The organism is Pseudomonas sp. 50_B, assembly GCF_017491625.1.
Lineage (GTDB): Bacteria > Pseudomonadota > Gammaproteobacteria > Pseudomonadales > Pseudomonadaceae > Aquipseudomonas > Aquipseudomonas danubii.
The window spans coordinates 235,652-249,976 of the sequence record NZ_JAFGYX010000003.1; the positions used below are offsets into that span (position 1 = coordinate 235,652).

Genomic DNA, 14,325 nt, shown 5'->3' on the forward strand with positions numbered 1-14,325 from the left:
CCTTTGAATAAGCGTGAGTAACCAGGGAAATATTGGCCATAGGGGCTAATAGCCATGGCGTATTCAGTGGGTGTGCTAGTTTCAAACGGCGCAGCTGCGATATTTTTCTTCGGGATGATCTATGTCTACTGAACGGATACTGGTGACAGGGGGCGCAGGCTTCATCGGTTCTCACCTGGTTGATGCGCTGTTGGCCAAAGGCTATGGGGTCCGGGTTCTGGATGACCTTTCGACCGGCAAGGTCAGCAATCTGCCGATGGACAATCCGCAACTGCAACTTGTAGTGGGGGATGTGGCCGATGCCGCGGCCCTGGCAGAAGCCATGCACGGCTGCGGCGCGGTGGTGCACTTGGCGGCTGTCGCTTCGGTCCAGGCCTCGGTCGAGGACCCGGTGCGCACCCACCAGAGCAACTTCATCGGCACGCTGCGGGTGTGCGAGGCCATGGTCGCCGCCGGCATCCGTCGAGTGGTGTTTGCGTCCAGTGCTGCGGTCTATGGCAATAACGGGGAGGGCACCCCGATCAACGAAGACACGCCCAAGTCTCCCCTCACGCCCTATGCGGCGGACAAGCTCGCCAGCGAGTACTACCTGGATTTCTACCGCCGCCAGCATGGCCTGGAGCCGGTCATCCTGCGCTTCTTCAATATCTTCGGGCCGCGCCAGGACCCATCGTCGCCGTACTCCGGCGTAATCAGCATCTTCAGCGAACGGGCCAAGAGCGCACGCCCCATCACCGTGTTCGGTGATGGTGGCCAAACCCGCGACTTTGTCTATGTTGAGGACTTGGTGAAGATCCTGGTCCAGGGCCTTGAACACCCGGCACCTGCAGCCGATGCCACCAACGTCGGCCTCAGCGGCGTGACCACCCTCAATGACCTGATTGCCGCCCTGGAACAGATCAGCGGCCAACCTCTGAACGTCAGCCATGGGGCGGCCCGTTCTGGCGATATCCGCCATTCCAAGGCTGACAACCGGCGTTTGTTGGAGCGCTTCGACCTGGGCACGCCCACCAGCCTGACCGAAGGCTTGGCTAGGCTGTACCGCAGTCTTTAGCTTTGCGGGCTTGCACAGACCCGTTTCCGGGGACTTGAACGTTTGCTGTTGTGCGGATTGATCTATTTGAAGAGTGAGTGATGGACATGGAGTTTCGCCGGGGGAGTGTCTGCACAGTGGTTCGGCGTCTGTTTACTGCATTAGCTTTATGTGCCGGCCATTCGCTGGTGCAAGCCGCCCCGGTGGCTCCCGCCAGCGTCGGTTTCTGGTACGCCGAGCAACCGCCGCTGCCGGAGCTGGCGCAGTTCGAGTGGGCGGTGGTCGAGCCCGGTCATATGGCCCCAGGGGATGTCGCTACCTTGCGCAAGCTGGGCAGCCAGCCGTTCGCCTACCTGTCGGTGGGCGAGTTCGATGGCGATCGCGCCGCACTGGACAAGGAAGCCCTGAGCCACGGAGCCAGCGCCATCCGCAACAAGGCGTGGAACAGCCAGGTGATGGACATCGCCACCCCGGCCTGGCGCGAACACCTGTTCAAGCGTGCCAAGGCCTTGCAGGACCAGGGTTATGCCGGTCTGTTCCTCGATACCCTGGACAGCTTCCAGTTGCTTCCCGAAGCCGATCGCGAACCGCAACGCCAGGCCCTGGCGTCGTTCCTGCGGGAACTGCACAGCCGCCTGCCGAACCTCAAACTGTTCTTCAACCGGGGGTTCGAGGTCTTGGGCGAACTCGACGGCGTCGCCTCGGCCGTGGCGGTCGAATCGATCCATGCCGGCTGGGATGCCTCGACCAAGCGTTATCGTCCGGTGTCCGAGTCCGATCGCAACTGGCTCGAAGGCGAACTCAAACCACTGCGGGCAAAAAACATTCCACTGGTGGCCATTGACTACTTGCCGTCCAACCGTCGTGAAGAGGCGCGCAAGCTGGTGCGCCAATTGAGTCAGGAAGGCTTTATCCCGGTGGTCACCACCCCGGACCTGAATGCCATCAGCATGAGCACCGTGGAAGTACAGCCGCGGCGCATCGCCATGCTCTATGACCCGCGTGAAGGTGAACTCTACGACCACGCCGGGCACCGGATGCTGGGCGGCCTGCTGGAATATCTGGGCTATCGGGTCGACTACCTGCCCGCCGATGACAGCCTGCCGTCCTACAACTTCGCCGGCCTCTATGCCGGGGTGGTGCTGTGGATGACCAGCGGCCCGCCCCAGGACAGTCGTGCCTTTAACAGCTGGATTGGCCAACGCTTGGACGAACAGGTGCCGTTGGCCATCATGGCCGGGCTGCCCATCGAAGATCGCGCACTGCTCAAGCGCCTGGGGCTGAACCTCGCAGCGCCGGGGGCTCGCGGGGCACTGCAGGTGCTGAGCCAGGACAAGACGCTGATCGGTGGCTTCGAAGCGCCGGTCGTGGCCCGTTCCCGTGAACTGACCCGGGTGACACTGCTGCCCGACGGGCCGAAACCGGCACTGTTGCTGGGCGATGACAAGGGAGGCAAGTACGCCCCCGTGGCCATCGGCGCCTGGGGCGGCATGGCCTTGGCGCCTTATGTGGTGGAGTCCAATATCGAGCGCAGCCGCTGGATTCTCGACCCCTTCGCCTTTATCCAGAAAGCCCTGCGTCTGCCGGCGCAACCACGCCCGGACACCACCACCGAGAACGGCCGGCGGATCGCCACCGTGCATATCGACGGCGACGGCTTTCCCTCCCGCGCCGAAGTGCGCGGCACCCCGTATTCCGGGCGCCAGGTGCTGGATGACTACATTCGTCCCAACCCGTACCTGACCTCGGTGTCGATCATCGAAGGGGAGATCGGGCCCAAGGGCATGTCGCCGTTTCTGGCCAGGGAACTGGAGCCGATCGCCCAGGAGATCTTTGCCGACCCCAAGGTCGAAGTGGCCACCCACACCTACAGTCACCCGTTCTACCTGCAGCCGGAGAAGGCCAAGAAGGACGAGGACTTCAGCGCTGAATACGGCCTGCGCCTGAATATCCCGGGGTACAAGAACCTGGATTACAAGCGCGAGATCCTCGGCTCGCGGGACTACATCAATAGCCGCCTGACCACCGCGCAGAAGCCGGTAAAGCTGCTCTTCTGGCCGGGGGACGCGCTGCCCAGCGCCGAGACCATCAAGCTGGCCTACGACGCCGGACTGAAAAACGTCAACGGCGGGCAGACCATCCTGACCAAGGCCAATCCCTCGCTGACCGGCCTGTACCCCTTGCTGCGTCCCACCGAAGGCGGCTTGCAGTACTACGCGCCGGTGATCAACGAGAACATGTACACCAACCTCTGGAAAGGCCCGTATTACGGCTTTCGCGACGTGATCGACACCTTCGAACTGACCGACAGCCCACGGCGCCTGCGGGGCATTCACCTGTACTACCACTTCTATTCGGGGACCAAGCAGGCATCGATCAAGGCCATGACCGACATCTATCAGTTCATGCGTGGCCAGCAGCCGATGTCCTTGTGGATGAGCGACTACCTGGATCGGATCCATGGCCTGTACCAGGCCAGCCTGGCCCGTACGCCCAATGGTGACTGGCAGGTTCGCGGCATGGATGGCTTGCGCACCCTGCGCCTGGACCCGGCGCTGGGCTGGCCGGACCTCGGCCGTTCCCAGGGCGTAGCGGGGGTCCGCGATCTGCCTCAGGGGCGTTATGTGGCCTTGAGCCGCGATCATGCGCTGCTGGCCCTGCGGCCTGAGCGTGATCCACGTCCGGCTCTGGAGCTGGCGAACATTCCCCTGCGGGACTGGCGTTATGTGAGCGACCGACAGGTGACATTCTCATTTGCCGGTCAATTCAACCTGGAGTTCTCGGTGCGTTCGGCCAGCCCCTGCCGGGTCGAGGTCCAGGGCCAACGCTATGCCGGCAAGTCCGAGCAGGGCCTGTGGCATTTCCAACTTCCCATGAAGCAGGTGAGTGATGCCCAACTCTTCTGCAACTAAGGCCCCACGCGCGCGGCTGCTCAATCCCTGGGCATTGCTGGTGGTGGCGATTGTCGTCGGCGTGCTGCTGTGGGCGACCTATCGCAACGAAGATGCGTTCCGTCCCAAGGGCGGCCAACCGGACGAAGTGTCCGCCAGCTATGCCGAAGTCCTGCTGGCGGCCCACCCGGACAACAACGAGTTGCGCACCCAGTTGCTCGACCTGCTGATCCAGCTGGGCGACTACCCGAGGGCGGAAAAGCACCTGGCGCAGTGGCCACAGCCCGATCCGGCATTGAAGGCCTACTACCGCTTGCAACTCGATGCCCTGGCGCTGAACAACAGCACCGACAGCGCCGCGTTGCAGGCCCTGGCCGAGCGCTTCAAGGCCTTTGACTACAAGACACTGCCCAGCCCGCAGCTCGAGCGCCTGGCCACGCTGGCCTTGAGTGCCCAGGCCCCGGGACTGGCGGCGGATGTCTATACCGAACTGGCCCGTCGCGATCCCAAGCAGCGCGATCAATGGCTGCCCGAGGCGGCCAAGTGGTACCAGGCCAGCGAGCAACCCGGACGCGCCGCCGATCTCTATGTGCAACTGCTCGATGCCAGCCAGACGCCGCAAGCGCGTCGCCAGTTCCTGGAGAAAGCCTTCAAGAGCCTGGTGGCAGCGGATCGTGGCGATCAGGCCGCCGAGCTGCTGGCCCGGGAGCTGGCCACCCAGCCGGAGGCGCTGGATGCGGCGCTGCTGGATCAGGGCGTCGACGTGGCGGTGGCGCACAACCGCAGGGACCTGGCCGAGCAGTTCTTCAGTGCCTGGCGCAAGTTGCAACCCGACAGCCCGGAAGTGCTGGCCAAGGAATTCAAGCAGCGCCTGGCCTTCGGTGACCTCGAAGGTGCCCATGCCGTGGGCACGCAGTTGCTCCAGCTGCATCCGGATGATCCGCTGCTGCTGGAGCAGATGGCTCATCTTGCCGAATGGCAGGGCGATTCGGCCTCGGCGCTGGGCTACTGGATCAGCCTGAGCAAGCTGCGCAACAACCCGGCCGAGTTCGAGCACACCTGGCGCCTGGCGATGCAGACCTACGATTTCGACCGGGGCATTCCACTGTTGGCGGGGATCATGAACACCCGGGCCTTGAGCGATGTCGAACTCGATGCCCTGGTGTACGCCGAAGAGTCCAGGGGCACGCCCGAGCAGGCGGAACAGTGGCTGCGCCGCTATGTCGGCAAATACCCGAAACATCGTCTGGCCTGGGTCCGCCTGTTGCAGAACCTGGAAAACACCGCGCAGTACCCGCAGCGGCTGGCGGTCTGGAAGCGTTTCGCCGGCCTTTATCCGTTGACCAGCACCGAGCGGGTGGACTGGGCCAACAACCACCTCAAGCTGTTTGACAGCCCGTCGGCCTGGAAGGTGATCACCGCAGTCGACGGCAACAAGATCGATGACTTCAACTACTGGCAGTCCCGTGCCGCACTGGCGTGGGACCTGGAGTTGGACGATGAACTGCAGCTGGCACTGGAGAAGATGCTGGCCATCAAGGGCTCGCTCAATAGTGGCGACGAGAGTGAGTTGATTGCCCTCTATCGCGTCCGCGATCCGCGCAAGGCCTTGCAGTTGACCGTTGACAGTTGGCGCCGTGAGCACAATCCGCAACGCCTGATTGCGGCCCTGCAACTGGCCCAGGAGCTTCAGGACTGGCCACTGGTGGTCGACCTGCTCAAGGAAGCCGACCAGTACCCGGATGCCTCCGACCGCTCCCAGGTCCTGGCTGCCCGCGGTGCGCTGGCGGTGCAACAAGGCCGTACCGACGAGGCCCTGCGCCTGTATCGCCTGGGCTTGAGCCGCTTCCCGGATGACAACACCTTCCGCGAGCGCCTGATGTGGCTGTATGTCGACCTGGGCCGCACCGGCGAGCTCAAGCCGCTGTTGCAGCAATGGCGCTCCCTGGCCCGCGGTGACAGCACCCTGTGGTTGCCGTTTGCCGCTGCCAGTCAGTTGCTCGGGCGCAATACCGAGGCCCTGGCCTGGTACCGCCTGTACCTGCGGAGCAACCCTCAGGACTGGATGGTCCAGGCGGCCTACGCCGACGCCCTGGAAGGCGCGGGTTATGCCGACTCGGCCCAGCGCCTGCGGCTCAAGCTCAACCGTGAAGTGACGCCTGAGCAGATCCGCGCCACGCCTCAGGGCTATGCGACCTGGCTGCGCCTGGTGGCCAGCAGCTACTCGTCGCGCAAGGCGCTGAACAAGGCGATGCAATGGCAGGACGGCTCCAAGCCGATGCTGCAGTTGTGGTTCGAGCAGATGCTGGCCCGCCTGGATGAGATCAATCAGTCGGCGCAGAAAGATGACTGGCTGGCCTGGGCCCGCGCCCGTGGCCTCAAGGTCAATCGCTACGAACAGATCCAGGAAGCCCTGCGCGGCAACAACCGCCAGGCCCTGGAACGCCTGGTGGCCAGCGACGACCTGGACCCGGCGCAACGGGTCGAGGCCCTCAACAGCCTGGGGCGCAGTGGCGAAGCGCTGGCCGTGGACCTGTCGGCGCTCGGCGAGGACCAGTCTGCGTCGCTCCGTGAGCAATTGCGGCGCCAGGCCATCGAGTTGACCGAGCGCACCCCCCAGGGGGTGCAGATCGCCTGGGATCGCCAGGACTACGGCGGACTGGTGTTCAACGGCCCGCGCCTCACCGCGGCGCGTTACCTGAACGACAACTGGTACGCCAAGCTGGTACTGGAGCAGGGTCGATACAGCGGCGATGTCCTCGACCCATCGCGCCTGGGCAACGAGACCAACACCGAATTGACCTTGCAGCGGCAGTTGGAGAACGGCAACTACAAGCTGATCTTCGACAGCAGCCTGCGCAAGGACGATGACCGCAACGGCCTGGGCGCCAGCCGCACCTGGCAGGTGGACAGCGGCAACGAACTGGACGTCGGCGCCGATTGGCATCGCAAGAACGAGGACAGCGGCTACATGCGCACCTTCGGCCGGCAGAATGATGTCTGGGTCGGTGGGCGGCATCGCTATTCGGCCCGTGACCAGTTGTCCTGGAGCCTGGCCCAGCGCTGGTTCTCGACCCGCGGCGGCGATGACCTGGGCAATGGTCAGGCGTTGAAGATCGAGTTCGACCACACCCTGCAGTTCGAAGGGCCGAACTGGCAATTGCGCAGCGGTATCGACTACCAGCAAAACAGCCTGAACAACCGTTCGCTGCCCAACCTGGCCAATACCCTGGGCGGGGGCATCGACCTGATCGGGGCCGAACTCGACAATCCGGACCAGATCAACAGCCAGACCCTGCTGCAGAAACACTACGGCCAACTGTTCTTCGGCAGTTCGTGGCGGCGTGGCTTCCCGGGAGCATTGAACCGCACGCGCGGGCAATACACCTGGCTGGTGGACGTCAGCTCCGGCTGGCAGTGGACCGACAACACCATCAACTACGCCATCAGTACCGGTATCGGCACCGAGGTCATAGGGGATGACGAATTGGCAGTGACCTTCGGCTACCAGTCGGCGCCACAAGGCGGAACTGGCCAGTCCGGTGGCACCGCAGGTGTCAGCTACAGCGTGCGTTTCGGACGCTGATCATGGAATTCAAAGAGGAGTGAACCTTATGCAATCCATTCGTTGCGTGAGTCTGGCGATGGCCGCTTTGCTGATGGCCGGCTGCACCAGCTTTACCGGTCAAGACAGCCCTGAACTGTCCAAGAGTGCGCGCTGGGGCGTGTTGCCGCTGGTCAACTATTCCCAGACGCCCCAGGCCGGGGAGCGCAGTGAGCAGATTCTGCTCAGCGTGCTGAGCAGCCGCGGCCTGCAACCCCAGGTCTACAGCGGCGCGCCGGGGCAGGGCGAGCAGGCCTTGCTCGACGACAACGAGCGTCTGGCCGGTGCCATGGATTGGGCCCGCGAGCAGAAGCTCGACTATGTGGTGTCCGGCAGTGTTGAAGAGTGGCAGTACAAAAATGGCCTGGATGGCGAGCCGGCGGTGGGCATCAGCCTGCGGGTGGTTGAGGCGGGCACTGGCAAAGTGCTCTGGAGCAACAGTGGCGCCCGTGCCGGCTGGTCTCGTGAAAGCCTGGCTGGCGCAGCGCAGAAGGTGCTCGACAAGCTTGTCGGTGGCCTCAGGATCGAGTGACTGTCATGAGCTCTCCACACATGGACTACGCGCTGGCGCCCCGCGCCAGCGGTCCGGCGTCATGGCTGGAAACATTCCTGGTGACCGCGCTGGTCATCGGCTTGGGGCTGTGGCTGACGCCGCAGGACCCTTTGCAAGTACAGGCCGAGTTTCCCTGGCCGGTGCTGGCGCCGTTGTTGCTGGGCGTGCGCTACGGCTTTGTCCGCGGCCTGATCAGCGCCAGCCTGCTGGTGGCGGCGTTCTTCATCCTGCGTCAGTCGGGGCTGGAGGCTTATGCGCCTATCGCTTCGTCCTACATCGTCGGCGTGCTGGTCTGCGGCATGCTCGTGGGCGAGGTGCGCGACCTGTGGGAGCGGCGCCTGTTGCGCTTGCAGATGGCCAACGAGTATCGCCAGTACCGACTCGACGACTTCACCCGGGCGCACCAGATCCTGCGGGTGTCCCATGATCGCCTGGAGCAGCGTCTGGCCGGCAGCGATCAGAGCCTGCGCAGTTCCTTGCTGGGCCTGCGCGAGCGCCTGCGTGCGGTGCCCAATGGCGATGATTCGCTGACCCTGCTGGCCGAGCCGGTGCTGACCCTGCTGGGCCAGTACGGCTCGTTGCGGGTGGCCGGGCTGTACCGTGTGGAGCAGGCCGGCAGCGCGCCTCCCACTCTGACGCTGCTGGCCTCCACCGGGACCATGGGGCCCCTGGACAACCAGGACCTGCTGGTGCGCTTGTGCCTGGAGCGCGAAGAGCTGGTGAGTGTGCGTGAAGAGCTGCTCGACAGCGGCGGGCAGGCGTCGGTGTCGTCCCTGCAGGCCTGTATTCCCTTGGTCGATACCCAGGGGCGGGTGCTGGCGATTCTCGCGGTGCGGCAGATGCCGTTCTTTGCCTTCCAGGAGCGCACCCTCAGCCTGCTGGCGCTGCTGGCCGGGCATATCGCCGACCTGCTGCACCCGGATTCACAGGTACTGCAGCTGGAAAACGCCGACGCCCAGCACTTCACCCGCCAGCTCAAGCGTTCGCTGGTGGATGTCGAGCAACACGGTCTGTCCGGATGCCTCTACGCCTTTGAACTGACCCAGCCCAACGATGAACTGGCGCGGCTGTTCGAGCGCAGCCAGCGCGGGCTGGACCTGCACCTGAGCCTGGTCAACAGTCGCGGGCACGGGCTGTTGCTGGTGCTGTTGCCACTGACCAGTGCCGAGGGCGCCCAAGGCTACCTGGCGCGCCTGGGCAAGCTGGTTCACGAGCACTTCGGCATGAACGTGGACCTGGCCAGCCTGGGGGTCGCGGTGCTGCCTTACGACCTGGAGTCGGCCCGGCAACGCGATGGGCTGCGTAACTTCCTGTACAACGAGTGTGGCCTGAATGATCAGCAAGTGGCTGTTTAGCGGAGCGCTGTTTTTCGAGGTGGGGAGCTGGGCCAGTCTGACGACTCAATTGCCCGACCTGCAGATCGCGCTGCTGTATGCAATGTCCCACGGTATCGCCTGCGGCCTGCTGACGGCGGCGGTGTGGCTGCTGTTGCCGGCCCGCTATCGCCGGCCGTTGCCCTGGAGTCCGCTGTTCATTTTCAGCCTGGCGTTCTTTGTACCGCTGCTGGGCTCGGTCGGGGTGATTGCCGCGATCTTTCCGGCGCTGTATCTGCCGCGCAAGCGCGAGACGCAGATGTGGCAGGCGGTTGGCATTCCCGAACTGCCGTTTCGTGCCCAGACCCATCTGCATTCGCCGACCTTCGGCGACAGCGGCTTGCAGGACGTGCTGCGCCACGCCCCGGACCCCGACCAGCGCCTGGCAGCGCTGCTCGCCACCCGCAAGATGCCGGGCAAGGAAGCGGTGCCGATCCTCAAGCTGGCCCTGGGAGATCCCAGCGACGATGTCCGCCTGCTGGCCTATTCGATGCTCGACAAGCAGGAAACCGACATCAACCAGCGCATCCAGACCGCCCTCGAACAGCTGCCCGGTGCCGCGCCGAAGAAGGCCGGCGCCTTGCATGCCACCCTGGCGCGCTGGTACTGGGAACTGGCCTACCTGGGCCTGGCCCAGGGCAGCGTCCAGCAGCACGTGCTAGGGCAAGCCGGCGAGCATGCCGAGCTGGCGCTGGAGGCGGGAGAGGGCGGCGAGTTGCTGTTGCTGGCCGGGCGTATCGCCCTTGAGCGGGGCGACATCGGCAAGGCGCGACTGCACATGCACCAGGCCCAGGAAGCGGGCATGGACCCGGCCAAGGTCCTGCCGTTTCGGGCCGAGATCGCCTTTGAAACCGGCAACTATTCAGAGATTCCCGCGCTGCTCAAAAGCTTGCCGCCGCAGATGCAACAACGTCCGCCCTTTGCCGGGCTGGTAAGGACCTGGACATGAAAACCGCCGTCAACCCAACGCCCATTGCCGATGTCTGCCTGTTGCTCGAGGGCACCTGGCCTTATGTGCGCGGCGGTGTGTCCAGCTGGATTCACCAGATGATCCTCGGTCTGCCGCAACTGACCTTTTCCGTGCTGTTCATTGGGGGGCAGCGCGAAGCCTACGGTCAGCGCCGCTACGAGATCCCGGCCAACGTGGTGCACATCGAAGAAGTGTATCTGGAGGAGGCCTGGCGCAATCCCAAGCACAAGCGGGTTGCCCACACGGCGTCCCTGGAGGAATTGAGCAACCTGTACCGTTACCTGCACAACCCGGAGAAACCGGCCGCCGAGCTGGGCATTGGCGTGCTCGATTCCCTGGCCCAGGCGCGTATCACCCTGGATGACGTGCTTTACAGTCGTCCCAGTTGGGAGGCGCTGACCGAAGGTTACGAACAGCACTGTGCCGACCCGTCCTTCGTCAACTATTTCTGGACCCTGCGCACCATGCAGTCGCCGTTGCTGATGCTCGCCGATGCCGCCCGGCACATGCCGCGGGCCCGGGTCCTGCACTCGATTTCAACCGGTTATGCCGGGCTGGTGGGCTGCATTCTCAAGCAGCTGTGGGGCTGCCAGTTGCTGCTCAGCGAACATGGGATCTACACCAAGGAGCGCAAGATCGACCTGGCTCAGGCCAGCTGGATCGCCGAAAGCAGCAACCAGGCGCTCAACGACAGCATGGACGCAGGCTCCGGTTACATCCGCATGCTCTGGGTGCGCTTCTTCGAGCGCATCGGTCATCTGGTCTACGAAAGCGCCGACCAGATCATTGCCCTGTACGACGGCAACCGCCAGCGCCAGATCAAGGACGGCGCGCCGGCCGAGCGCACCCGGGTGATTCCCAACGGCATCAACCTGGACGTGTGGACCCAGGCCCTTGAGTCCCGGGCCGACGGCATCGCTCCGGTGGTCGGGCTGATCGGCCGGGTGGTGCCGATCAAGGACGTGAAGACCTTCCTGCGGGCCATGCGCGGGGTGGTCAGCGTCATGCCCCAGGTCGAAGGCTGGATCGTCGGGCCGGAAGAGGAAGACCCCGAGTACGTCGCCGAGTGTCGCAGCCTGGTGGCCAGTCTCGGGCTGGAGCAAAAGGTGCTGTTCCTCGGGTTCCAGAAGATCCAGGACATCCTGCCGCAACTGGGCCTGATGGTGCTGACCTCCATCAGCGAGGCCCAGCCCCTGGTGATTCTCGAAGCCTGGGCCGCCGGCACGCCGGTGGTGAGCAGCGACGTGGGCTCCTGCCGTGAGCTGATCGAGGGCGGCGAGGCGGCCGACCGCGATCTGGGGCTGGCCGGGGAAGTGGTGGCCATCGCCGATCCCCAGGCCACGTCCCAGGCGATCATCGACCTGCTGCGCAGTCCCGAACGCTGGAAGTCCGCCCAGGCCGCCGGTTTGCTGCGGGTGCATCGCTATTACAGCGAAACCCTGATGATCGAACGCTATCGTGCGCTGTATGACACCGCCATGGGCACCGCACACAAGGAGGCTGTGTAAATGGCCGGCATCGGTTTTGAACTGCGCAAGATTCTCTCCCGCGACTCCTACACGGCGACGCTGCACGCCTATGTCTATGCCGGGCTGATCAGCTCCGGACCCTGGGTGCTGTCGATTCTCAGCGTGATGCTGGTGGGGGTCATCAGCCTGGGGCTGGTGATTCCGGAGGTGTTGATCCGCCAGTTCCTGATCACCGTGACCTACCTGATGGCCACGTCGCTGATCCTCACCGGCGGTTTGCAGCTGTTCTTCACCCGTTTTGTCTCCGACCGCCTGTTCGAGCGCAAGTACGAGCAGATCCTGCCGAACCTGGTGGGTGTACTGCTGCTGGTGACCCTGGGCTCCGGGGTGCTGGGCATCGTGCTGTTGGGCACCCTGTTCGACCAGCCGCTGCTCTACCGCCTGCTGACCCTGGCCAACTTCGTGGTGCTGTGCAACCTGTGGCTGGTGATCATCTTTCTCTCGGGGATGAAGGCCTATAACCGCATCCTGCTGGTGATGCTGGTGGGCTACGGACTGATGGTCGGCAGCGCATTCTTCCTGCGCCACATGGGCATGGAAGGCTTGTTGCTGGCGTTGCTGCTGGGGCATAGCTCGCTGTTGTTCCTGTTTCTCTACGACATCCTGCGCGAGTACCGGGCGGAAAAGCTGGTGGCCTTCGACTTCCTCGACCGTCGCCAGGTGTTCCTCAGCCTGCTGTTGACCGGGTTTTGCTACAACCTGGGCATCTGGATCGACAAGTTCATCTTCTGGTTCAACCCGGACACCTCAAGCCAGGTGATCGGGCCGATGCGCGCCTCGATCCTCTACGACTTGCCGATCTTCCTCGCCTACCTGGCGATCATTCCCGGCATGGCGGTGTTTCTGGTCAGGATCGAAACCGACTTCGCCGAGTGGTACGACCGGCTGTTTCGCGCGGTGCGCGACGGCGAGACCCTGCAGCATATCGGCTCGCTGAAAGCCGAGATGACCTTCTCGATCCGCCAGGGCCTGCTGGAAATCTGCAAGGTCCAGGGGCTGACGGTGGTGCTGCTGTTTCTCTTCGGTCCGCGCCTGCTGGAGTGGCTGGGGATGTCCAGTTATTACCTGCCGCTGTTCTACATCGACCTGATCGGGGTGAGCATCCAGGTGGTGTTCATGGCGATCCTCAACGTGTTTTTCTACCTCGACAAACGCGCGATCGTGCTGGAGCTGTGCCTGTTCTTCGTCGCCCTCAACGCCGCCTTGACCCTGCTGAGCCTGCACCTGGGGCCGAGCTACTTCGGTTATGGCTTTACCCTGTCGCTGCTGATCTGCGTATTGCTGGGGCTGGCGCGGCTGTCGACGGCGCTGGATGACCTGGAGTACGAGACCTTCATGCTCTCGCGTTAAGGCCGTGCACGGCCTCTCCAGGCTCGCAGTCATGACGCCAGCGCAAGCCGGGTACAGGGCCGAGGTGATGCAGTGCACTGCGTGAGTTGCCCCCTGGCGCGAGGTGCTGATTGACCTGCGCCGGGGCAACGGATCACCGCTCTTTCAGGTAAGCGTTTTTTATCCGCTCCAGCGTGCCGTCCTTGCGCAGTGTCTCGACTGCCGCCTGCAAGTGGCGCACGAGTAGCGCATCGCACTGTCTGGAGCAGGCCAGATACAGATCGGTCTTCATCAAGGACGGACTGACCTGCAACGTCCTGTTTGACAGCTTGCGCCAGATAGCTTGCGTTTCAGGAATGCCGTTGAACCAGGCATCGACGCGCCCCATCAGCAGCAATTGCGCCGGATTCTCACCAATCTCAAACGGATAAATCTGGGCATCGCTAAAGCCCTCTGCCCGCAGTTTTTGCTCTTGGGCGCTGCCTCGGCCAACGGCGATGCGGGCAAAGGTTTCCCGTGCCTGCTGCATGCTCTGGACGCGTTTATCGAGGCTGAAAAACGCTCTGTCCATGGTCATGATGGGCGCGATCCAGGTGTAATCAGCCTCTCTTTCTGGCGTGCGCGACAGCGGAATGATCAGCTTGTCGACGCCTTTGCGTACGCTTTGCTGGGCTCGTGCCCAAGGCACTTCGACAAAGTGCAGCGCATATCCGGCCCGGGTCGCCGCTTCCAGTGTCGCGTCGCCGACGATGCCATGCAGGCCGGACTGATCCAGCATCGATAAAGGCGGCGCTTCGGCGATGTACAGCTCGAAGCTACGGGACTCTGCGCCAGACACTGCGGGCCCCCAGGCCATCAGCGCGAGCAGCGTCGTCAGGATCAGCGCCCCCCGCTGGCGCAACGATTGACTCACCTGAGTCATGGCAGTAACTCAACAGACAGTGGCATTTCATGCTCTCGGATTAACGCTGCGTATTCGACACCTACAAAGACCGACCGCAACGACCTGCAAAACGTGCCGCCAAGATTAGAGGGTTATGTGC

The 14,325-nt window shown here is 63.7% G+C and carries 9 protein-coding genes; 8 read left to right on the plus strand and 1 reads right to left on the minus strand.

Features of this window, described 5'->3' with window-relative positions; all coding sequences use genetic code 11:
* Positions 1-121: 121 nt before the first annotated feature.
* From J5M73_RS06425 to pelG, 8 genes are all read left to right on the plus strand, one after another.
* On the plus strand, positions 122-1,054 hold the full coding sequence (locus tag J5M73_RS06425) for an NAD-dependent epimerase/dehydratase family protein (protein ID WP_102865066.1): 933 nt from the start codon (positions 122-124) through the stop codon (positions 1,052-1,054).
* Positions 1,055-1,134: 80 nt separating this feature from the next.
* Positions 1,135-3,945, plus strand: a complete 2,811-nt coding sequence (locus tag J5M73_RS06430) for a bifunctional glycoside hydrolase 114/ polysaccharide deacetylase family protein (protein WP_207815133.1) — start codon at positions 1,135-1,137, stop codon at positions 3,943-3,945.
* Positions 3,923-7,510 (plus strand): tetratricopeptide repeat protein, encoded by a 3,588-nt coding sequence (locus J5M73_RS06435; RefSeq protein WP_207815135.1) that lies wholly within the window; start codon positions 3,923-3,925, stop codon positions 7,508-7,510. The genes J5M73_RS06430 and J5M73_RS06435 overlap by 23 nt, the downstream gene beginning before the upstream one ends.
* 28 nt (positions 7,511-7,538) lie before the next feature.
* Positions 7,539-8,060 (plus strand): penicillin-binding protein activator LpoB, encoded by a 522-nt coding sequence (locus tag J5M73_RS06440; RefSeq protein ID WP_102865063.1) that lies wholly within the window; start codon positions 7,539-7,541, stop codon positions 8,058-8,060.
* A gap of 5 nt (positions 8,061-8,065) precedes the next feature.
* Positions 8,066-9,436, plus strand: a complete 1,371-nt coding sequence (locus tag J5M73_RS06445; protein WP_102865062.1) for a PelD GGDEF domain-containing protein — start codon at positions 8,066-8,068, stop codon at positions 9,434-9,436.
* Entirely contained in the window at positions 9,414-10,403 is a 990-nt protein-coding gene (locus J5M73_RS06450; RefSeq protein ID WP_102865061.1) for a HEAT repeat domain-containing protein, read from the plus strand. The genes J5M73_RS06445 and J5M73_RS06450 overlap by 23 nt, the downstream gene beginning before the upstream one ends.
* Positions 10,400-11,932, plus strand: a complete 1,533-nt coding sequence (pelF, locus tag J5M73_RS06455) for a GT4 family glycosyltransferase PelF (protein ID WP_115580017.1) — start codon at positions 10,400-10,402, stop codon at positions 11,930-11,932. Before J5M73_RS06450 ends, pelF begins: the two co-directional genes overlap by 4 nt.
* On the plus strand, positions 11,933-13,303 hold the full coding sequence (pelG, locus tag J5M73_RS06460) for an exopolysaccharide Pel transporter PelG (protein WP_102865059.1): 1,371 nt from the start codon (positions 11,933-11,935) through the stop codon (positions 13,301-13,303).
* A 133-nt stretch (positions 13,304-13,436) separates the two neighbouring features.
* On the opposite strand, the gene J5M73_RS06465 is transcribed toward pelG, so the two are convergent.
* Positions 13,437-14,204 carry a transporter substrate-binding domain-containing protein gene (locus tag J5M73_RS06465; RefSeq protein ID WP_207815136.1) on the minus strand — a complete coding sequence of 256 codons (768 nt, stop codon included), beginning with the start codon at positions 14,202-14,204 and terminating at the stop codon, positions 13,437-13,439.
* Positions 14,205-14,325 lie beyond the last annotated feature (121 nt).